This is a genomic window from Streptomyces sp. NPDC058864 (assembly GCF_042742985.1).
Taxonomy (GTDB): domain Bacteria; phylum Actinomycetota; class Actinomycetes; order Streptomycetales; family Streptomycetaceae; genus Actinacidiphila.
In genome coordinates this window covers 1-22,089 of sequence record NZ_JBHYMQ010000009.1, presented here as the reverse complement: position 1 = coordinate 22,089, position 22,089 = coordinate 1, and the positions used below count along the sequence as shown (strand labels likewise).

Sequence of the window (22,089 nt, the reverse complement as noted above, 5' to 3'; positions counted from 1 at the left end):
GGGCCGGCCTGCTACGGGTTCGTGATCCGAGGGTGGAAGCAGGCCGTGCAGGAGCTCTGGGGTGGGGCAGAGCACCGGCGGGCCCGGCGTGCGGCCCCGAATGGCGCGGACGGCGTATGGCAGTGTGCCGGCGGACGCCGGTCAGTTGCTGCGAACGCTCCCACAGGCGGCGTCCGAGTTCCGGGTCCTGACCCGCTGCCGACCGGATCGTCCGCCCTTGCCACCGGGTTCGACCCCATTCCGGACTCGAGGCGAAGAACCTGCCGGACACGCGATGACGGTCCCCGAGACGTCGGTGCCTTCGCTCTGCATCGGCGTGCTGCTGTAGCCGGGGTGCGCGAAGACGCTGGTGATCGGCGGCGGCGCCCGCTCACGCCGGGCGAGCGCCACAGCGACGACCGCGTTGGCTGGTTTCGGCACCGAGTACGCAGCGACGCGGCGTCTACTTGCACGACCATGCGACTACACCGCGCCTTGGTCGCCGATCTCGTTCGGCGAGCGGCGACTTCCATCTGCTGCAGTGCCGACCCTCATGGGCACCGCGGTCGCGGGCGGCTCAACCGCTTCTAAACCTCAAGGTTACGCAAAAGGTGTGAGCAGTTGTAGCTTCTTGAACCATCACAAATTACCTTGAAGGACTACAAGAGGGTGGTGAGATGTGAGCCAAGGGTCCCGGTGAGAACCGGTTGCGGCCGCTGCCTGGAGCTGCAGCTCCAGGACGGCTTTTCTCTACGCCCGTCTGCGTGCAGCCCCGAAGGGCCGGACACCGACCAGCTCAGCCCCGCACCCCTTCGGCGGTACCCCCGGAGATAGGGATGGAGCATGGCCGCAGAGAAACACGACAGTCATCGATCCCCGCTAACGCGCACATTCGCACGCCTACGCGGTCGTACGGATTGGGAAGCCACGACCCTGGGTCCACCGATGGCTCAGGTCGGCCTTTCTACAGCCTCATCGTTGCCGACTGTCGCGAACGCACCGCCCATGACCCCCCTCACGGACTGCGAGTCGCCTGAATTTCTCTGCGAGAGCCGCTGCCATGGTCAAGGCCACTCACGTTCACTGCCAGTGCCGCGCGCTCGGCAATGGAACCTGCCCAGCGGCTGGCGTCCTCGGTGACGAGTAGCGCCTCGGGCAGGTGCGAAGCAGTCAACGCGCCCCTGGAAGTCAGCGGCCGACGCTCAGGAAGACATGGTCAGCGATCCGGCCGAGCCTGTTTGGTGGGCCGGCAACGGAGCGAGCAGGGAAGGCGGTGGGCGCTCCGCCTCGGCTGGCGAGGCGTTGCCAAACCAGTAAGGCGACATCTTCAGCCTCACAACCGCTGGCCACCCGACGGCCATGACCGCAGCGGCAGCGGACGGGAGGGCCCATGCCCAGGGACAACCATGCCAGGCGAACCCGACGAGGTCTCGCCCAGGTGACCGCGATAGCCAGCGGGCTACTCACAGTGTTGATCAGTGCTGTCTTCGCGCTCCTTATTTGGTCGGGCGACAACCTACGCGAGACTGGACTGGCAGAACGACAGTCTCACGCCGCTCTTGCTCAGAGCCGACGGGTCGGCAGCCTCATCGTCGACGTCGACTCGAACCAGCGTGGCTTCATCCTCACGAAGCAGTCTCAATTCCTTGAGCGATGGAAGGTTGCGCAATCCCGTTTCCCCGCGCAGGCCGAAAATCTCGTTCGCTCCAGCCGTATCCCCACGGAAAGGGACCTAGCCCTGCAGATCAGTCGGGCTGGCCAGTCGTTCATCGACGAATATTCAAACCCCCTGGTCGATAGGGCGCAACATGGAGACCCACAAGTCCGCAGCCAGGCGGCGACACTCGACGGCCGACGCAGGATCGACGCGTTCAGAAGCCTGCTACGCAAATACGTCGCAGTGGAACAGTCCGACGTCGTGGCAAGCGAGTCCGCTGCTGACGCGAGTGCCGGCCGAGCAAAAGCTGTGGCGGCCGCGGGCACCGTATGTGCAACCCTCGTCATCGCCGGATACGCCGCATACGTCACCCGGGTCGTGGTCCAGCCCATCCGCAGGGCTGCCGTCGTGGCCACGCGACTCGCCTCGGGTGAGCTCAGCGCCCGGATGCCCACGACCGGAAGGCACGAGATCGGCCTCTTGGAGGCGGCCTTTAATACCATGGCCAATTCGCTGGAGAGAACTCTTGGACAGGCACAGCAAGCCTACCGACGCGTCAAATTGCTCTACGAAGCGAGCGTGGCAGTCGGCACCACTTTGGATGTTATGCGCACCGCTCAGGAACTGGTCGATGTAGCCGTACCCGGCTTCGCCGATTTTGCCTCCGTAGACCTAGTTGTTTCCGTTCTGCAGAGTGCTGAGCCGGGGGCCGCTGACGACTCACCACCCCTGCAGCGCGTGGCCCTAGGCGGTATTCACAACAGAGTGCCATTGGATCCGGTCGGCACCGTAGTCCAGTGCCACGTGCCGTCAGAAAAGGGCCCTGGTTTCCTCCGGGAGGCGGTTCTCGCGGACGATCTGCGCGCCTACACTCTTGCCTCCGACGGGCCGCAGGAAGGAAGCAAGCTCCTTTGGTCCGGGATCAATTCGATGATCTCTGTCCCCTTGGTTACGCAAGGAGCCCTGCTGGGGATGGTCACGTTCTGGCGCTCCCGCACCGCACCGTTCGCCGCGCCAGATCTTTCCGACGCCGAGGGACTGGCTGTCAAAGCCGCCGTCGCCATCGACAACGCCCGCAGGTACGCCCACGAGCGCGAGAGCGCGCTCACGTTGCAGCACGCTCTACTGCCGCAGCACCCCCCCGATCACTCTGCCGTTGACGTCGCCTACCGGTACCTCCCCACGGGAACGCGTGCGGGCGTGGGCGGAGACTGGTTCGACGTCATCCCCTTGTCCGGCACACGAGTAGCGCTGGTCGTGGGCGACATCGTTGGCCACGGGATCCAGGCATCCGCCACCATGGGGCGGCTGCGCACGGCAGTGCGCACACTCGCCGACGTCGACCTCCCGCCCGACGAGCTGCTCACCCACCTGGATGACCTCGTCGCCCACCTGGGCGATGGAGACACGAGCGAGATACGTGGAGCAACATGCCTATACGCCATTTACGACCCTATTTCTCGCCACTGCACCCTTGCGAGTGCCGGCCACCCCCTGCCATTCCTCATCTACAAGGACGGCGCAGTGGAGTCTGTCGCCGGGGAGATCGGGCCCCCCGTGGGAGTTGCAGATCTACCCTTCGAGAACATCGAGCTCGACCTCGAAGAGGGCAGCACCCTGGCCCTGTACAGCGACGGACTCGTGGTTCACTCCGGCAGGAAGGACATCAGCGAGGGCCTCACCCTGTTGCGTCAGGCGCTGGCGACCGCAGCGGGCTCATTGGAAGCCACCTGTTCGAACGTTATGGAGACCTTGCTCACCGGTCCTCCCGAGGACGATGTCGTGCTGCTCCTCGCCCGGGCCAGCGCTCTCCCCTGCGAACAGGTCGCTAGCTGGGCCATCCCGTCTGAACCGGAACATGTGGCACATGCCCGCGCCCTCGCCACCGAGCAGCTAGAGGCTTGGCAGCTGGAGGAGTCATCCTTCATCACCGAATTGGTGGTGAGCGAACTCGTAACGAACGCGATCCGCTATGGCACTCCGCCCATTCAGCTGCGGCTCATCCGAGACACCACGCTGATCTGTGAGGTCTCGGACAGCAGCAACACCGCGCCCCATCTGCGGCGCGCCCGCACATTCGACGAGGGCGGCCGAGGTCTGCTGTTGGTCGCGCAGCTAACTCAGCGCTGGGGCACCCGCCATGCCCGGGGCGGCAAGACCATTTGGTGCGAGCAGCCGCTTCCCTCCAAGCCCGAGCCGTCGCGATCTTCGGAACCGGAATCCGCCGTCCCCAGCGGATTGCCTGCCGAGTACAGCCCCGACCGAGACGGAGGAGAGCGGCGCGGCATTGCCCGACGTTGAGCGCGCGTCGAACCCGCTCAACTTTCACCAGAAGCTACGGCCTGAGCGGCAGGCCCGGCTGTTCCCGCGGCGCAGTTGCGGATGAGGATCTGATCAAGTCGAACTTCGCCACCGTTCGCCTGCTCTCCGAGGGCGCCGACAGCGAAGCGACTGCGCTCGCTACGGTCTTCAAACATAGCGGATTCTCTGGGGCTGGAGATGCGGCGCGAGAGAGTTTGGACAGCTCAGCGCCGGTGTCCGTGACCATAGCTTATGCAACAGCTGTGGGCTATGCGTCGGCTCGACGTTCATCATCATGAGCCGCGCGCCTTGGGCCGTGGCGATTGCTGCCGGCTACATCTGAAGGGTGTTCCCCGCCGCGAGGAAGACCGTGCAGGCCCTGGCGATCGCCAAGGCCTGCACCGGCACTTCCACCGTCGAGCCGTCGTCGAACATCCCCGTCGCGGACTGCTCAGTTGCTGCTCGAACCTGCATTGGGAAGGGCTGTGCTGTTTCAGGCAGTATCAGGGTGTGAACAGCGCGAAGAAGGACGTTGTGGGTGCGGTCGGGCCCCGTCTGCGGGAGCTGCGTCGTCGGCGGGGGATCACGCTGGCTGAGCTCGGCCGGCAGACCGGTATCAGCGAGAGCACCCTGTCTCGTCTGGAGAGCGGTAGTCGCAAGCCGACTTTGGAGCTGCTGTTGCCACTGGCCGAGGTGTACGCGGTGCCTCTGGACTATCTCGTGGGCGCGCCCCGTACGGGAGACCCGCGCATTCATCTGCGGCCGGTGACCCGGGACGGCATGACGTTGGTGCCCCTGAGCGATCCCGGTGGCGTCCAGGCTTACAAGCTGCTCATTTCACCTGCGTCTCAGAGCGAGCCGGAGCTGCAGACCCACGACGGTTTTGAGTGGATCTATGTGCTCTCCGGGCGGCTCAGGCTGCTGCTGGGGGAGCAGAGCCTGAGCCTGAAGGCGGGCGAGGCCGCGGAGTTCGACACGCACGTGCCGCACTGGATCGGTGCTGACGGCGACCAGGCCGTCGAACTCCTCATCCTGCTCGGACGCCAGGGAGAACGGGCCCACCTGCGGGTCCGCGCCACCTGATCCTTGCGGCGAGGGCGTGATGCTCAGCCCCTGAGGGAGTCCAGCCCGTGCACGCGGTCGCCCTGCACCCTCCGTGACACCTCGGCCTCCATCTCTGCGCTGAACGCGCCGCCCCCCTTAGCCGCGCGGGCAGCGGCTTCTGCGTCGGCCTTCAGCAGGTCCATGTGGATGGCGGCGGCTGCGGTGGTTCCGGCTGCTGCCGCGGCGGGAACTCCGGCCAGCACATCGCTGACGTTGCCCGCGGCCCACACGCCCGGCACACCGGTGAACCCGGACGCATCCACCCGGAGCTGCTCTCCCAGGCCCATGGGGTGTTCCTGCATCGTCACGCCCAGGTCCCGCAGGAAGCCGGCGCGGGCCAGGAACCGGGGTGCGACCACCAGTTCCTGGACCGCCACCACCTTTCCCGACGCCAGCCGCACCCCCGCCAGCTGGTCCTGGCCGTCGACCTCCAGAGCGGTGATCTCACCGTCGACCACGCCGACACCGAGAGCGGCCAACTGCTCCCACTGCTCGTCGGCCAGCTCCGTTCCGGTGTGCAGAAACAGCGTGACGTCCTTGGACATCTGACGGAACAGCAGTGCCTGATGGAAGTTGCCGAGGACCCCGATGACCTTGTCCCGGACTTCCCAGCCATGGCAGTACACGCAGTGCAGCACGTCCCGCCCCCACCGTTCGGCCAGCCCCGGCACGTCCGGCAGCGCATCGACCAGACCAGTGGTCACCAGCACTCTGCGGGCGCGTACGCGCTGCCCGCCCTCGATGTCGACCCAGAAACCTGCACCGTCCTGGGAGATCCCCGCGACCTGCCCCGACACGACACGACCGCCGTACGAGGCGACTTCCGCGCGCCCGAGCCGCAGCAGCTCCAAGGGAGAGATGCCCTCGCGGCCGAGCAGGCCATGGGCCCCGGCAGCCGGGGCGTTGCGGGGCTCGCCCTTGTCGATGACCAGGACCGACCGGCGCACCCGGGCCAGATTCAAAGCCCCGGACAGGCCGGCGGTCCCGCCTCCGACCACCACGACGTCCCAGGGCTTTCCACCATCTCGTATCAACTCGAAGTCGCTCATGCCCTCAGCGTGCGGCGGCGCCACGGATGCGACAAAGGTTCATGCTGTCCTGGCAAGAATCGCCGGTATCCCGGCGACGGTGATGACCGACGATCGGCCGGGCCTGTCGGGCCGCACCGACGATCTTGCCAGTCCAGCAAGAGAAGTCGCCGCCCGCAGACACGCATGTGCAAGCTGCATTCAGACCGGCCCGGCGCACAACCGAAAGCCGGTGTCACCGGGACTCGGTCGTCTTCCCGCATTCGCCGGGAATCCCTCCGGCTTGAGCGGCATGTCGGCAGTCGAAATACTTGAGGAAGCAGCAGATGGAAAATCGCCACGTCGTGATCATTCCGATCGAGATCGACGAGGAGAAAGAAGCCTCATATCTCGCCGCATGGCAGGATGCCGCGGAGGTGATGGCGGCGCAGCCCGGTTTCCTCCGGACCTACATGTTCCGCACCATCGTCCCTGGGAGCAAGTTCTCCCTCGTCAACGTGGCGGAATGGGAGTCCACCCGCCACTGGGAAGAGGCGATGAACGTCTGCCCGATGCTGGGACAGCAGATAGCCGTCGCCCACGCTTCGAACTACGAGGCAATCCGAACCGTCCTGCCCACGCGGGAGCCCAGGCCCGACGAGGGCCACACGCCCGCCGGCCTGTCTCCTGCCGAGGCCCACCGCCGCGCCGAGGACGGGGAACTCACGCTGATCGACGTCCGTGAAGAGGACGAATGGGCAGCGCGCCGCCCGGCCGGTGCCCTCCACGCTGCGCTCAGCACGTTGCCGGCATCGCTGCCGGACCTGCCTGACGGCCCGCTGGCCTTCGTCTGCCGCACGGGCAACCGCAGCGCGCAAGGCGGCGCGCAGGCGATCCGCGCAGGCCGATCCTCCGTCTACAGCGTGACGGGCGGCCTTGAGGCGTGGGAAGCAGCGGGACTGCCGGTCGTCCTTCCCGAAAGCGAGAACGCGGCGAACAACGGTGATCGCCCAGCAGCGGCGCGTAAGAGCTGACCACAGCAGCACCGACAGGTAGCCGCTGCATATCTCCGCCAGCGTGAGGCCGGCGAGTCGCCGTCCGCTCGCAGTCTTCGGAAATTCGCCATCGCCGAACGGTTTCGGCGTGGTGCGATTTTCCGGAACTGCGGCGGCTTCGCGAGACGGAATTATCCGGGTGCGCCATCCCGGAGAGGAGCCAACCATGTTTTTTGTTGAAACGCTGGAATTCGAGGGGCTGGGCAACCGCAGCTATCTCGCCGGGGGTCAAAGAGCGGCGGTCGCGATCGACCCGCCGCGCGACGTAGACCAGGTGATCGCCCTCGCCGCGCAGCGGGGAGTGCGCATCGCCTACGTGGCGGAGACGCACGTGCACAACGACTACGTCACCGGCGGGCTGGAGCTGGCCCGCCTCACCGGAGCCCGCTACCTCGTCCCGGCCGACGCCCACGTCGCCTTCCCCCGCACCCCTGTCGCGGACGGAAACACGTCCGAGGTGGACGAGGCCCTGGTGCTGCGTGCGATAGCCACCCCGGGCCACACCCCGCACCACACCTCCTACGTCCTGGAGGAGGAGGGAAGAGCGGTGGCCGCCTTCACGGGCGGCTCGCTGCTGATCGGCTCCGTGGGACGCCCCGACCTGGTGGACCCGCGACTGACCGAGCAGCTCGCCCGCGCGCAGCACGCCTCCGTCCACCGGCTGGCGGCAACGCTCGACGACGAGGTGCCCGTCCTGCCCACCCACGGCTTCGGCAGCTTCTGCTCCTCCTCCCAGGCCGAGGGCGACGCGAGCACGATCGGCCAGGAACGCGCCGGCAACGACGCCTTCACCCTGGACGTCGACGACTTCGTGAAGCAGGTCTTGGCCGGGCTGGAGAACGTGCCCGCCTACTACACGCACATGGGCCCGGCCAACAGCGCCGGGGCCGCGCCCGTCGACCTGACCCCGCCCGAGCCCGCCGACGCCGCACAGATCGCCGAGCGGCTGGCGGCGGGAGAGTGGGTGGTGGATCTACGCAACCGGGTCGCCTTCGCCGACGGCCATGTGGCCGGCTCGTTCAACTTCGAGGGCGCCGGCAAGCTGGCCACCTACCTGGCATGGCTGATCCCCTGGGGCAAGCCGGTCACCCTCCTTGGCGACACGCCGGCGCAGATCGCCGACGCGCAGCGCGAGCTGACCCGGGTCGGCATCGACCGCCCGGCCGCCGCCGCCACCGGGGATCCAGCCACCTGGGTCCGCCACGGAGAACGGCTCGCCGCCTTCCCCCGCGCCAGCTTCGCCGCCCTCGCCGATGCACACGAGCACGGCGAAGACCTGGTGGTGCTGGATGTGCGCCGGGACTCCGAACGTGCAAACGGCTTCATCGAGGGCTCGACGCACATTCCCCTCCACGAGCTGCACGGCCGGGCCGGCGAGGTGCCGGACGGCACGGTGTGGGTGCACTGCGCCGGCGGGATGCGGGCGGCGATCGCCGCTTCACTCCTGGAGGCGACCGGACGAGAGGTCGTCGCCGTCGACGACGGCTTCGACGCCGCCGCCGACACGGGCCTGCGCATCACCCGGCCCTGACATCCCTCTTCCACCCGCACGAAGGCATGTGATGTTCCTCCTCTGCCACACTCCCGGCCACCTCCCCGGCCTCGAACAGGTCCACCCCCTCGACACCGGGGCCGCGCTGCGAGCGCTTCGCCGCAGCCGACGCAGCGGGCGAATAGCGTGACTGCCCTGATCTTGGCCTTGGCCGCCGGAGCCGTCGTGGGGCTGGTCCTCGGCGCTCTGGGCGGCGGTGGCAGCGTCCTGGCGGTACCTGCGCTGATCTACCTGCTCGGCTTCACCCCCGCCGCGGCCACCACCGCCGCTCTGATCATCGTCACCGCCACATCCCTGACCGCCCTGTACGCGCACGCCCGCAGCGGGCGGGTGCGGTGGAAGGCCGGAGCGGCGTTCGCGGCCGCCGGGATCCTCCCGGCGGCCGCCGCCGGAGCCGCCACCGCCCACCTGCCCCAAAGCGCCCTCACCCTCGCCTTCGCCGCCATAGCCGCCCTCTCCGCCATCAAAATGCTCCGACCCGCCGGCACCGACCGCCCCAGCGACGGCGGTGTACGGCCGGGCAAGGCAGCCGGGGCCGGTGCCGCCCTGGGTGCGCTGACCGGACTGCTGGGTGTGGGCGGCGGCTTCCTCGCCGTCCCCGCCCTGGTCACCGTCCTGGCCTTCGAGATGGACGCTGCGGTCGGCACCAGCCTGTTGGTCATCACGGTCAACTCTCTGGCTTCTCTGGCCACTCGCGCCGGCACCGCCGCCTCGCTCGACTGGGCGTTGATCGGCCCGTTTATCGCAGCCGCGATCCTGGGCGCCTGGGACGGCAAGCGCCTCGCCGCGAAGGTCTCCACGCCCCGCCTGCAGCGCATCTTCGCCGTGGTCCTGCTGGCCGTGGCCGCCTTCATGTTCGCCGACGCCCTGATATGACGGCGAGTCCGGCAGCAGGTGCACGTCGCTGCGGCGCAGCCCGGCCGCCTGCCCGCGCCGCAGCCCGGTCCGTCCGAGCAGCAGCACGACCAGGCGATCGCGCGCGTTGCGGCAAGCGCCCACCATCGCCACCAGCTCGGCGTCGGCCGCCCGGTCGACATCGGCGACGGGCTCTCTCAGGCGGTGGACCGGCCGCAGCCGGTAGAACAGGCCTCCGTCCTCGCCCCCGGCCTCGACCGGCACGTCCCTGCTGTCGGCGAGTTCGTAGATCTGCCCCAGCACCCCCCCGCGGCGCCGCCCCGGCAGAGACGGCGTAGGAAAGCAGCCCCCGTACGGCGACCAACACCCGGTTGATCCGCCGCTCACCCCGCACCGGCGCGGCGCCCGGTCCGGGCCGCACCACCGCGACCGCCCCATCCCGAGGCGCAGGGGTGTACTTCAGCCAGACCATGAACAAGGCCAGATCCCGGCCCGCCTCCGGCCAGCACCGGCCGGTCGCGACGCACCAACGCAGGTACAGGGCCACGCCTCCGGCGTAGGACTTGGTCGTCAGTTCGGCCCGGTCCCGGCCGAAGCTGAGGTTCCGCAGCCAGTGATCGGCGACGGGGACGACCTCCAGGTCGTCATCAAGGACCGTCCAGTACTTCTGCCCGGAGGGCATCACCACGGGAAACGCCCGCATCAGCAACTCCTGCGTCGAGTCGTGCAACAACCCGCCGCAGAGCCACACCCCCGAGAACGAGTTGCGAAGGTTCAACGAACCCCCACACCCAACGTCACACCACACCCGAATCACCCCTAGAGACGGCGAATCTGCCCGGGGCCGGTGGCCAGCCGTGAACGGACTCCACGTCATCGCCCTAGCCAGAACACGCTTCGAACGGGGACTGCTCTGAAGCGACCCACCTACTCCAGCCGTAGATCGCGATCTCGCCAGTTGAGACACTGAACAGCACTGCCCGGTGGGGTGGGGGGTGCGATTAGCTGCTGATGCCTCTGTCAGCCAGAAGGTCACCGACCCGCGCGTCAACCTGTTGGGGGTCATAGCCCCGCCACACGATCCGGAAGAGCGGCGGGCCGACTGACGTATCAACTTCAGACAGAACTTTGAGATAGCGGTCGACCTGATGGCGATCATAGCCCCGCCGCACCAGATCGAAGCCACGGAACTCAGACGATGCCGACACTTCGCACCCCACTCCAACCAGTGTAGGAAGACGGGCACAGCCACCGTTGATCACCGGCCCGCGAAGGAGGAAGGTCATGCGGCGGCCACGTGGCTCAGCGTAGACCCCGCCCAGAAACAGAAGGAGTTCGCATGGTTCGTAGTGCGGGGTTCGTGAGCATTGAATCCGGCTCCGGACAGGGCGGCCGTCCGCGCCGATGAACACACCGGCCAGTCCACCCCAGGCGACGTGGTGGCGATGTCCTGCGGCGTGTTCCAGCACCAGTTCATCACGCTCGTCGTGCAGCCGATGTCCACAGTGGCCCCCGCTGCGCCTGGTCAGAGTAGGACGATGTCATCAAGCCCACCACCCACGCGCCAGTCGCGGGTGACAAGTCGCAGCCCAGATGTGATGAGGTATGACACTCGGCCACCGGGCAGCGACGCGTTCGCATGCTCGGGACAGGGGGCTTGGGATCGATCACGATCGGTAACGCTTCCCGCGGAGGTGGGGATGTTCGATGGAGTGGTAATCGCTGCTGGTGGTCTCATCTGCGTGACTTTTGGCGTGTGGTTCATCGGACGACAGCATCGCCGAAACGCCAGCACCTGTGCAGGATGGGGCGGGACGGCAGTCGGGTTGGGGCAGCTCTTTCGCGCAGCCGGCTCATTGTCTGAGGGCCGACAGCCGCTCGGCGTTATCCTCGCCGTCTGCTCTGCGGCATTTTGCCTCTGCGGCTTCTTTCTGGTGGCGCGCGACCGCGACACCCTGTATCGAGGTGGCCGGAAGCGCCGCAAGCTGCCCCCGCTGGGCTCGTGATGGGTGACGGAAGTGCCACAGAGTGGCTAGCTGAAGTGCACGGTCTTCCCCCCCTGGATCGTGATCTTCATCTCCGAAGGCCGCGCACCGTAATTGGCTGTTCGCTCCATTGAGCGAACAAAAAGCCTGCCCGGAACGGCGCGACCAGCCACAGGGATGCCCGCAGCGTTCGCTGCCACGGGCGAGGCGGCCGCCCTCCTCGGTGAGGAGCCTGTGTGCAGCCGCCGTTCCGGTTCAGGCGCGGGCCAGTTCGGCAGCGCCGAACGAGACATTGAACCGATCGCACCAGATACTCACGCTGGTGTACTTGTCCAGATCTGCTTCGGCGGGCAGCTGGTAGTTGTGGCTGCCAATGTTGCCCTTGAGGCTACCGAGGCTGAGGTGGTCGCCGTCGTCGAACACGTCCCAGCCGTCTCTGCCAGGCTTCACTGTGGCGTCCGTGATCCAGACTTTCAGGTCCGGGCCGTTGCTGGTGTTCAGGTCTTCCAGGCGCAGCACCCGGGAGCCGTCTGGTAGCTGGACGATCTTCACGCTGCCCGTAGTCGTGTGCTCATGAGTGATGAACTCGCCTGAGGCCAGCGTCCTTGGGCTGGCCGGCTTTGTGGATTCACCGGATGCGCCCGGCTCATCGGGCTCCAAGAGTTCCGTGGGCGTGTTCGTAGACGGTCTGGTAGCGGGTGGCGCCTCATTCACGATCTCGTCCGTCCACAGCTTCCACGGCTGGAACAGGTACATCCCTACCGCGACGAAGGCCAGGCCTACCACCAGCACCCCTATGACCAGCGGCTTGCGCAGTTGCCCCACCAGACGACTCATTTGTGCCTCCCACACGCAGCGCGCTGACACGACTGATTCCACGCGATGCGGGGTCCTTCTGTCTCGGCCAAAGATCATACGAAGTCCTTACGGTCCGGCCCGACGTGCGCTGAGTCCGCCGTACGTGCCCCCATCGGCGAGGGGTTGATGACATGTACCTGCACCAGACCGGAACCCTTCCACTACAGCTGCAGCCTCGCGGACAGGACGCCCTGCCTTCATACCGGCAAGCCGGAAGATCACCCGTCCCAGGAGCCGCACTCGAACCCACGCTCACCGTGACGTAGCGCAACGGCTTCTGAGCACGGACGCGGACCTGCGGCTGCCACCGCTGGCGTACCTCGCGCACCATCCGGGCGGCGGAGTCGGCGCGGGGTGCTTGATCTTCGATAAGGTTCGGTGCGCTTCGATCACTTGAGCTATCGGACGCCGATCTGCAGCACGGCTGCTGCATGCGCACGGCGCACCAAGTGCGAGGCGCACCACCGGGGCCGTTGGCCGTCAGTTTGAATGGGGCGGGGATTGTCCAGACATAAGTCATCTAAGAAGATTCGCTACATCGCCTGGGCGGCGGCGGGTGCCGTCGTCGCGGTAGGGGCGGGTATCGCGGCGCAGACGTCGATCGCGGCCACGGCCTGGCCGGCGCAGAAGACGTACACCGGCCGGGCGTTCGATACCTGTACAGCGCCCTCGCTGACGGCGATGAAGGCGTGGAACACCGGCTTCTACGGCGCTGCTGCGGTCTATATCGGCGGTAAGAACCGTGGCTGCGCCCAGCCTAACCTGACCGCAGCGTGGGTGAAGTCGGTCAACTCCCTTGGCTGGAAGCTGATTCCGCTCTACGTCGGCGCACAGCCGCCCTGCCAGGCCAGCGGCAACAAGGAGAGGTTCACCGCCTCCACAGCGGTGACCGTCGGCGCGAGCAACGCCAAGGATGCCGTGGCCAAGGCCAAGGCGCTCGGGATGAAGGCCGGCAGCCCGATCTATCTCGACATGGAGCCGTACGACATCACGAACAAGGCGTGCAACGACGCCACCCTCGCGTACGTGCGTTCCTTCACCAAGACGCTGCGTGCCAACACCTACCGCGGCGGCTACTACGGCTTCAGCAGTACCAGTGCCAAGGCCATTGCCACGGCCTCCGACAAGACAGACCTGCCAGGCAACCTTTGGTACGCCCTGTGGGACGGAAAGAACACCACCACCACCGACTGGCCCTGGGACCCGAAACTGTTCACCGACCACAGCCGGGCCCACCAGTACATGGTGAACAGCAAGGAAAAGCGCGGCGCCTACACCATCACCGTGGATCGCAACGCCTGGGACGCCCCCGTCGCCATCATCGGATAGCCTCGCCATCGCCAACGGTCCAGATTAGCTTGCGGGAGCCGCCCGTACTGGGCGGCTCCCGTGAAGTTTGGCCATTCGGCTCTACTGGATTATCTCGTTATCGCTTTCCCAACCGTAGCCGAATTGCGGCGACCACGAGCGACCAGCATGCGACAGGTATGCAGAACTTTCCGCCGTCTGCCCATCCCCAGGCGATCACAGCAGCAACTGCGACCACAGCGAGCACGAGCCATGTGACGATTGATATACGCAAGGAAAGTCGCAGGTTGTTCATCGTTTCCCGTTTCGGAGATGGATGGCACGGTGCCACCACGCCGGAGTGCTTCCGGCGTGGTGGCACCGTGATTCACATAGCCCTACCTGCCGTCAGCACCTACCGCGCCAGGCGTACCCGTAGCCGTAGTCGTACATGAAGAAGGTGTGGCCCCAGAACCGGCCGTACTGGAAGTTCCTCCTCAGGTTGAACCTGAGGCACTGGCCTCGCCGGTCCGCTGAGGTGGCGACTGCCTGGATGTAGATCCCGTAGAGAATTGCCATGGCGGCGAGTGCTACGACAGCCGGATGGGGGAAGATCATCGCAACGACGCCGACTATACCGTAGACGACCCAGGCGTAGGCGGCGATGCGATTGGTCCAGAGCCGGTTCAGGATAAATGTTGCCTTGTATGTCCTGTTCAGGCCGGAGCTGTTCGTCCACTTCTCGGTGATTACGCGCCCCCAGGAACGGTAGTAGGTGCGCTTGACGTAGGCCTTGCGGCCGTCGAGGTCGAAGGTATTTATCGGGTCACCGGCGGCGTACTCGTAAGCGTTGCGGCTGCCGCCGTATTCGGGGTCGGTCTGCAGGAATCGACCGGTGCCAGGGTCGTAGACCCGGACACCCATGAGGAGGGCGCCGGTGACGGTTTCGGTGGAGCGCTGGGCGGAGCCGACGTAGCCGTAGCGTGCGGGGGTGCCGGTCTGCCGCGGGTTCCCGTATTCGTCGGAGTCGAGAACCGTGGGTGCCTTGCTGAGATCCAGAGGGAGAGCCAGCGCGATGTCACCGTGGATGTCGGTGAACTGCAGGACTGTATCGCCGGTCTTGCTGGTGGTCGCAGCGAACGTGCCGGCGGCAGAGCCCACATTCCGGGTCAGCGCACCAGTTGCGGTGTCCTCGACGATCCAGCGGGGGCTGTCGGAGTCGTCGGCGTAGTGGTTGAGCTTGGACGCGGTTTGCGTCCAGGTGGTGCCGCTGCCTGTTTCGACCTTCCAGGACCGGAACCGGTGGGCGGCGTCGAGCTGCCAGGTCTGGCGCTTGCCGTTCGCGGTCTGCTGGTAGGCGATGTCATTGGTGTAGTAGCCGACGGTGGTGCCACCCGGTAGGACGGTCGTGCGCCCGAAGGCGTCGTAGGTGTAGCCGGTGTCGACTATGCGGGAGGCGCTGTCGTAGGCGGAGGTTTTGGTGGTGCCGCCGGTGGTGGGGCAGTCCAAGCCGGGAGCGGCGACCGCTGTGGTCAGCGTGGTGCGGTTGGTGCGGTTGTCGAAGCCGTAAGCTCGACGGGTGCACACGGTGTCCGCCGTGTCCTGCACTGTCGTCAGGCGGCCGATGGCGTCGTACTGGTAGCTCTGGTCGGACCAGCCGGAGTGGGTGACGGTCTGGTCGTGGACGGATTCGGTCGTGGTGTCGGACATGACGACGGTGCCGTCGCTGTCGCGTGTGTAGGTCCGGTCGATGGTGGCACCGGTGGGGTCGAGCTTCTGGTTGAGCGTGAAGCCGCCTGGCAGCTTCTCCTTGCTGACGGCGCCGTCAGCGTCGTACTCCGCGGTGAACGTACCGGCGATGGAGTCGACGGACTTGGTCGCCAGGCCACGGGGTTCGGTGGTGTGGTCGTAGGTGTAGGTGACTGTCGAGGGCGTGTTGTCGGTGACCTTGGTGGGGCGGCCCAGCAGGTCGTACTCCGTGGTGGTCACACCGCCGTCGGCATCGGTGTAGGACACCATCCGGCCGAGCTTGTCGTAGACGCGGGTGATGGTCCCGGCGGTGGATGAGTAGGTTTTGGTTGCCTGCCCGCTGGACGGGTCGTAGTCGGTGGTGGATGCGGGGACGGCCTGTCCTGCGCCGCCGGTGAGCTGCAGGCTGGTGGGTCGGCCTGCCGCGTCGACAGTCTGGCGGGTGGTGCGGGTGGATCCGTTGGCCGTGGTCTCCACCTTGGCGGTGTTGCCCCACCAGTCGTATTCGGTGGTGGTGGTGCCCAGTTGGCTGGGGTTGCTGCCGCCGCCCGTGACAGTGCCGGCCGGGCCGACGGAGCAGACCTGGTCGGCCCACTCCGGGCGGCCGGCGCAGGCGCCGGTTCCGGTGGCGGACCAGTAGGTCGTCACGCGAGTGGCAGCATCGGTTCCGGTGGCGCCGGGGACGAGTTGCTTGATCACCCGGCCTTGGGCGTCGTATTCGGTCGTGTGTGTGATTGCCAGTCCGGCGGGGTCGTCGATGGTCTTGGTGACCAGCCCCTTGGACCAGTCGTACTGGAGCTGCGTGGTGCGGGTCTCCCCCTGTACCGAGGGGTGCTCGCGGACCTGTGCGCCGACGACGGTTCGGGTGATCTGGTCCTTGGCGGTGGCGCTGCCGTCGGTCGGGCGCCCGGCGTCGTACTCGTTGACGGACCAGGCGCGGGCTGTGACCGGGGTGCCTGAGGCCACCAGTGTGGTGGTTCCGGACTTCAGGTCCGCAGTCAGGTCGATCCTGCGCAGTGGGCTCAGGGTCTCCAGGACGCGGATGCCGTTGTCGCTGTAGAGGGTGGAGGTGCTCAGGAGATCGGCGCGCTCGGCGGAGGTGAGCTGGGCGATGCCGAGTTCTGCCTGGGTTGCGCGGTCCGCTGCCGTGAGTCCCAGTGCGATGGCGCGGTTGCCGGCGTCCAGCTCGCGCACTGTGTTGCCGAAGCGGTCGTATTCGATGGTGCTTACGTGGCCGCCGGGTGCGGCCGAGTTGACGGTACGTCCGGAGACGCCGAGGTAGAAGACGTCGGCGCGGTTGTAGGAGCCGGCTGTGAGGTTCGCGCCGGTGCTGGAGCTGGGCACGGCGTCTGCAGGAAAGATGGCGGTGGCATCGGTCGGGGCTCCGGTCTGGCCCCATGCCGCGACGTCAGCGGCGCCCATCTTGTATGGGGCGGTTGTCCCCGTGAGCGGAACGTCGTAGACGATCGTGGTGGCGGCTTCCCCTTCCACGACGTCCACGGTGCCGGCCTTGAGGCCGGGGCGGGACGCCTTGAGGAGCATGCCCGGGCCAGCGGCAGTGCTGGATCCTGCTGTGCCGTATGTGAAGGTCCAGGGGAGTTCCGACTTGGACAGGTACGAGGTCACACGGCCGGATGTGTCGTAGGAGTACTCGGTGGCTGTTGCCTGGGACAGGTTGGGGTTCCACTGCTGGCGCAGTCTGCCGTCGGAGTCGTACCGGTAGGTTGCGACGGCCTTCGAGGAGGCCGTAGCGTCGCCTGGGACGGTGGACCACAGCTTGATGTCCTTGACTTGGCCGGCGTAGTCGCCGAACTCGGCACTGCTGCCGTTGCCGGTCGCGGTGGTGGACGTCGCGTAGACGAATTCCAGCGCTCGGCAACCCTTGGTGGAGGGGTCAGCCGTGCACGCCGCAACGGTGACCGCCGAGGTCGGGGCGATGATGCGCTTGGGCCGGGCCAGCTTCTTGCCGTCGACGGTGACCGTCTCGGAAACCACCGTGATGGAGGAGTTGGTGAGACCCTCCAGCAGCGTACTGCTGACCTGCCAGGTCGCAGCCGCGGGATCGGTTTTGGCGAATTCAGTGACCGTACCGTCAATGCTGGCGAGGGTGAAGGTGCCGGAGGTGCTGCCGCGAAGCGTCAGCTTCTCGGCTCCGGTCTCGGGCACCCATCCTGTGCGGGCCGCGTTGGCTGTGAAGTGGGTCTCGGCCCCGTCCTGGCCGACGACGGCAACGGCGGTGTCGGAGATCTTCCGCAGGTGGCTGTAGTCGGAGTCGGTCAGTTCCGACTCGGTTCCCGACGTCCACTCCTTGCCGAAGATTGCGACCTGCCCCTCCTGCTCCCCTGCTGCAGGCGTGCGGGAAGAAGCGGTCCGGTTGATGCCCAGCCCGAAGAAGGAGGCGTCATCTTCGGACAGGGAGAAGTCTCCGGTCAGGAGATTCAACGAACCCGGCCCGATGTCCTGCGATGCTGCACCGGTGGCGTTGCGATCAACGATCGCGGACAGCGGTTGCGTGCTCCCGGAGGCGCTGTTGGGCCCGGCGAAATCGGCCTTGATCTGGATGGCCCCGTCGGGATCGACGGTTGTGGTGGTGTTCCAGGTCAGTGCGGCGTTCTTGCCGTTGGTCAGGGGCACCGGCCAGCCGGTCAGGGGCACGCCGCCGGAGGTGACATCTCCCGCAGGGATCACGACCCACGCGTCGGCCTCGGAGCGGCGCCAGGAGAAGGACACCGCGTTGTACTTGACTGCGTCCGCCTCCGCGATCAGCGGCAGGCGGCGCGCGGTGCGCTCGCCGTCACTGGGCTGAACGAAACCCCCCGGGCCAGCGTGGAAGGTGTAGTCAACAGACTCGGACTTGTTGTCGGCTTTGTCCACCGAACGGACCTGCAGGGTGTGGGTGCCGTCCTTGGGCGGGGTGACGCTGATGGCCTTGGGGGCGCTGGATCCGCCGGTGGCCACCTTGGTCCATGCTCCGCCGTCCAGTGACCACTCCAGCCAGTTGTGATCGGCTGACGGTGGGGTGACGTTGAAGACGCCGGCCTGTCCTGCGCCCTTGACCCATGCAGAGGACGGGTAGTCCGTCGACACGATGCCGGTGGGCGCAGACGGCGCGGTGGTGTCGACGGTGAACGTCTTCCACTCCGACCAGCCCAGGTTGTAGTGGGCTCCGTCGTACGGGCTGGTGCGGAACTTGTAGGTCTTGCCGTTGGCCAGCACGCCGGCGGGGACCTTGACCGAGGCGACCTGTCCGGAGGGGACGAACGGTGAGACCAGGACGTCGCCGACCTGGGTGTTGGTGGCGTTGTCGAAGATCTGGAAGGTTCCGTCGACCTTGTCGCCGTTGGCGTCGACGAACGTGTCCCGCAGGGTCGGGGTCGTGGTGTTCACCACGTAGGCGCCGGAGTAGGAGAAGTACGGCGGGCCCGCCTCCTGCTTAGTGCCCGTCCGCGGCCGGTAGTTGTAGGTGACCGTCAGCTTCGGCGGGTTGGATGTGGCGTTCGCGGAGTTGACCCGCTTCCACTGTGCCACCACGGACTCACTCGAGGCGTAAAGCCCCATGTTGCCCTTGGTGACCTTGGCCGATGCCCACTCCTGGACCAGTGTGGTGACGGTGGCGTTGATCCACCCGTCAGGCGCCGAGGTGCACCCTGGGTTGCCGCGGGTCTCTGTGGAGGTGGCTTTCAGTGCGGTTTTTGCCGGCTGCGACGTCCAGCGCGAGGAGGTCGATGCGGCCCCGGTCGACCACACCTCCCAGGGGTAGAGCTTGCAGTCGGTGTTGCCGGAGTGGAAGTTCCACAGGCTGAGCTTGGCGTCCGTGACCAGGGCGTCCTGGATGGGCGTGGTGTTCCAGGAGATGAAGGACCGCGCGGTACGCGGAGTGCCGTCACCGTTGGTGGTTCCGGGGTTGCCGATGTCGAGTTCGACGTCGGTGGACCAGTCGACGGTCTCACCCTGCTGGACGTAGGTGTCGAAGACGTTGCTCAGCGGAGCCGTGGTGGGGTCGACCGTGACCGGGTACGTCGTGGCCGGATCGGCGAGGAACTTCGGGTCCGGAGTCATGACCAGGTCAACGGAACCCTTGTGCGGGACGACTTTTAGGCCGACCTTGGCCCGGCGGGTGTGCTCACCGGAGACCTTGTCGACACTCGCGTCCCACATCACTGGCGCGGGCATGACAGCCCGTTTTTTGTTCTTATTGTCGGTGAACAGGACGCTGCCGTCCTTGAGCTGCCTCACCTTCAGGCCCTGGGCCTTCAGCGGCAGCGTGTAGGAGTACCCGCCAGCAGCCGGGCGTTGCTTGATGTCGACAAATTGTTCGAAACCAGTGCGGGTAGCCTCGACAACCACGTCTGCACCCGGCACCGCCTCCGGATACTCCGCTCGGGTGCCCTCCAGCTTTGGGGCGGGAAGGCCTCCCTTCCACTGGAGCGTGATCTGGTTCTCGCCCTCGCCGAGGGTCACCAGGTCGGTGGCCTTCGCCGACTGAGCGGCCTTGAGCGATGAGGCCCGCGTGCCAGACTTGCCGGCCAGGCGTAACCCGAGCGGGTGCCCCTTCGGTGCCACCGATCCATCAGCTGCCCGGACCAACTCCAGATCCACGGGGCGCCACTTGCCGCTCGCTTCATCCCGGAAGCGGATCGGACCCGCGGCCATCTCCGTGGTGAGCGAACCGTCCCTGTTGACCCACGTTGTCGAGGTCTCCGTGCGCTCAGAAAGTGCCTCAACGCGCTTGCCGGACAAACGCGCCGCCACCCGCGCAGAGGCGATGTCCGCGGCCTGCGTAACTGCGGCCTTCTTCGCGGCAAGACCGGGCGCCTTCCCCGGCGCCGCAGCGAACGCCGGCTCCATCCCCTCCAGAAGCGTGACCGGCAACGCCACCAGAAGAGCGCCCACTATCCAGCGTCGACCCCTGCCCCGGCGCGGTCTCCCCCACCCGGGGCGCTCCAGTTTCCCAACAGCCATGACTCTCCCACTCGTTCACTTCGCGCCCATCACACACGTGAAGGCAAAGTGAAAGTAGCGAAGAGTAAAAGATCGGTAACAACGACAACCCGTCACAAGATCGACAAGCGGAGGGTCCTCCTCCGTGTGACAAGTGCAACGTTTAATAACCAGACGGACACGCACTGCCACCAAAGCCGCTCAAAAGAGCGCAGGCGCCGGTCCCGCTACAGCACTCTTCTCGGAAGCCGTTGCTGTACCGGTCACGGTGAGCGTGGGTTCGAGTGCGGCTTCTCAGGCGGGTGATCTTCCGGCTTGCCGGATGAAGGCAGGGCTCCCGCAGAGCTGCGGGCCACACCGGCGCCACCGAACCGCGCACCGCGCTTGCCACAGTCACCGGCAGGTGCCTGACCCCGCTACATGCCGACGGCTCTGCCCGACTGATCTGTGTATGAGGCTTGCCGACCGGGGCAGCCTAGGCACCCCCTGACCTTCGCTTCGCCGCACGCCCCCGCCAGCCCCGGTGGCCCCTCGTCTCTCCCGGCGCAGGCCCGTCCGAAGCTGTGAACTCGCAACTCCTTTTGCCGGCGTTGCACGCTGCGAGACTGTGGGGCCCCGCCCTGGATGCGTATGCACGGAGGTACGTCAGAGCGGGGCCACCTCTCAAGGATGCACCCAAGTACACGAGAGGGCACGCTGAAGATGTGAGTCGGGTGGGAGTCGTACTCGCAGTCCTCGACGAACAACGAAAGGAGGTCCCCGTCGCTTCCCCACGCCGGGGACCTCCTCACGCCGAGGGGCGCTTGGGGGTGGACGACCCCAAGCATTGCACTCAGATTCCGCCGGCCAGTTCGAGAACGCAAGCCGGTCATCGCACGCGAGTGGCGGGCGGCCCCGCCCTGAGCATGACGTCTCCCGCATGGACGGGGTCGCACTTCTAGCATGCACCCACGTGCGACCTGGGACACGAAGGACAAGATCCCGAACGCATGACGAGGTGGCACTTGCTCTCCTCGTTGTCTGCGGAGACGGCCCAAGGGCCCCGCTGGCGCGCGGGGCCCTTCTTTCGCTTGTGGGCCTGCCATGGGGAACTCGAACGGAGGTTACCGCCAAGGCCACATTGCCAGAATGCCCCTTCCCCAAGCCCAGGGCACGCTGGAGAGCGTGACGCACCTTGAGGCATGTGGGCCCCGCCGGCCCCACGCTCCGGCACCCGGATGCACCCAAACCCTGGTGCGTCAGCTACGGCTGTAGTGGTCCGCCTGACCATTTCGTCTCGGCCGGGGGGTGTGAGAAATGGGTGTCAACACCCATGGCGCGAACAGGAAGATGCCGCAATAATTGGCACCTTTCACAGCAGATACACCACGCAGAAAAGGTCGCAGTTCGTGTACCACTACGAGGAATGACGCCAACGCGCTGTGTGACGCCTCTGATCGTAGGTACGTGCCATAACCTGGTTCCGACGTCACCGCCGGTCCGCAAGGTGCCTGACGGCTACGGGTCTCCGGTTCCACGGCTCCGTTGCACCGGGGCACTCATCTTCCTTGAATCCCCTCCAGGACGGATCCGACGTCTTGACCACCCCCACAACCCCGCTGGTCCACAGCGCGGTCGTCCCCCCACAAGTCCACGGTGCTGACGACCTGGCGTCCTCTTCAGACCTGGCGGCCAAGTACGGCCTGTCCGTCAGCGGCGCACGTCCGGGCCTCGTCGAGTACGTGCGGCAGCTGTGGAGCCGCCGTCATTTCATCGCGGC

At 66.7% G+C, this 22,089-nt stretch carries 10 protein-coding genes and 1 pseudogene; 7 read left to right on the top strand and 4 right to left on the bottom strand.

Annotation, left to right across the window (positions count from 1 at the left end; all coding sequences use genetic code 11):
- Positions 1-1,417: 1,417 nt before the first annotated feature.
- On the top strand, positions 1,418-3,937 hold the full coding sequence (locus ACFW3D_RS09720) for a SpoIIE family protein phosphatase (RefSeq protein ID WP_500503262.1): 2,520 nt from the start codon (positions 1,418-1,420) through the stop codon (positions 3,935-3,937).
- 333 nt (positions 3,938-4,270) lie between these two features.
- Here the strand turns inward: ACFW3D_RS09720 and ACFW3D_RS09715 are convergent, their stop codons facing one another.
- On the bottom strand, positions 4,271-4,411 hold the full coding sequence (locus tag ACFW3D_RS09715) for a hypothetical protein (RefSeq protein ID WP_500503260.1): 141 nt from the start codon (positions 4,409-4,411) through the stop codon (positions 4,271-4,273).
- A gap of 36 nt (positions 4,412-4,447) precedes the next feature.
- On the opposite strand from ACFW3D_RS09715, the gene ACFW3D_RS09710 reads away from it, so the two are divergent.
- Complete coding sequence (locus ACFW3D_RS09710; protein WP_316746082.1) at positions 4,448-5,020, top strand: helix-turn-helix domain-containing protein; 573 nt, start codon at positions 4,448-4,450, stop codon at positions 5,018-5,020.
- 23 nt (positions 5,021-5,043) lie between these two features.
- Here ACFW3D_RS09710 and ACFW3D_RS09705 read toward each other — a convergent pair whose 3' ends face one another.
- Complete coding sequence (locus ACFW3D_RS09705; RefSeq protein WP_500503258.1) at positions 5,044-6,090, bottom strand: NAD(P)/FAD-dependent oxidoreductase; 1,047 nt, start codon at positions 6,088-6,090, stop codon at positions 5,044-5,046.
- A 305-nt stretch (positions 6,091-6,395) separates the two neighbouring features.
- Between ACFW3D_RS09705 and ACFW3D_RS09700 the strand changes: the two genes are divergently transcribed.
- The 3 genes from ACFW3D_RS09700 to ACFW3D_RS09690 all read left to right on the top strand — a co-directional run bounded on the left by ACFW3D_RS09700 (position 6,396) and on the right by ACFW3D_RS09690 (position 9,531).
- Positions 6,396-7,082, top strand: coding sequence for a rhodanese-like domain-containing protein (locus ACFW3D_RS09700; protein WP_500503256.1), 687 nt, complete (start codon positions 6,396-6,398; stop codon positions 7,080-7,082).
- Between the two features lie 187 nt (positions 7,083-7,269).
- Positions 7,270-8,634, top strand: coding sequence for a rhodanese-like domain-containing protein (locus ACFW3D_RS09695; protein WP_500503255.1), 1,365 nt, complete (start codon positions 7,270-7,272; stop codon positions 8,632-8,634).
- 147 nt (positions 8,635-8,781) lie between these two features.
- Positions 8,782-9,531 (top strand): sulfite exporter TauE/SafE family protein, encoded by a 750-nt coding sequence (locus ACFW3D_RS09690; protein WP_500503253.1) that lies wholly within the window; start codon positions 8,782-8,784, stop codon positions 9,529-9,531.
- A 2,219-nt stretch (positions 9,532-11,750) separates the two neighbouring features.
- On the opposite strand, the gene ACFW3D_RS09685 is transcribed toward ACFW3D_RS09690, so the two are convergent.
- Complete coding sequence (locus ACFW3D_RS09685) at positions 11,751-12,332, bottom strand: DM13 domain-containing protein (RefSeq protein WP_500503251.1); 582 nt, start codon at positions 12,330-12,332, stop codon at positions 11,751-11,753.
- A gap of 522 nt (positions 12,333-12,854) precedes the next feature.
- Between ACFW3D_RS09685 and ACFW3D_RS09680 the strand changes: the two genes are divergently transcribed.
- Positions 12,855-13,682 (top strand): glycoside hydrolase domain-containing protein, encoded by an 828-nt coding sequence (locus tag ACFW3D_RS09680; RefSeq protein ID WP_500503249.1) that lies wholly within the window; start codon positions 12,855-12,857, stop codon positions 13,680-13,682.
- Between the two features lie 366 nt (positions 13,683-14,048).
- On the opposite strand, the gene ACFW3D_RS09675 is transcribed toward ACFW3D_RS09680, so the two are convergent.
- Positions 14,049-20,261 (bottom strand): RHS repeat-associated core domain-containing protein, encoded by a 6,213-nt coding sequence (locus tag ACFW3D_RS09675; RefSeq protein ID WP_500503517.1) that lies wholly within the window; start codon positions 20,259-20,261, stop codon positions 14,049-14,051.
- 1,646 nt (positions 20,262-21,907) lie between these two features.
- Here ACFW3D_RS09675 and ACFW3D_RS09670 point away from each other — a divergent pair.
- Positions 21,908-22,089 (top strand): annotated as a pseudogene (locus ACFW3D_RS09670) (ABC transporter permease); the annotation flags it as partial.

Bases quoted from the DNA above. Each gene is read 5' to 3' on its own strand.
- ACFW3D_RS09715 (WP_500503260.1), bottom strand. From the start codon at position 4,411: ATGCAGGTTCGAGCAGCAACTGAGCAGTCCGCGACGGGGATGTTCGAC.
- ACFW3D_RS09705 (WP_500503258.1), bottom strand. From the start codon at position 6,090: ATGAGCGACTTCGAGTTGATACGAGATGGTGGAAAGCCCTGGGACGTC.
- ACFW3D_RS09700 (WP_500503256.1), top strand. From the start codon at position 6,396: ATGGAAAATCGCCACGTCGTGATCATTCCGATCGAGATCGACGAGGAG.
- ACFW3D_RS09695 (WP_500503255.1), top strand. From the start codon at position 7,270: ATGTTTTTTGTTGAAACGCTGGAATTCGAGGGGCTGGGCAACCGCAGC.
- ACFW3D_RS09685 (WP_500503251.1), bottom strand. From the start codon at position 12,332: ATGAGTCGTCTGGTGGGGCAACTGCGCAAGCCGCTGGTCATAGGGGTG.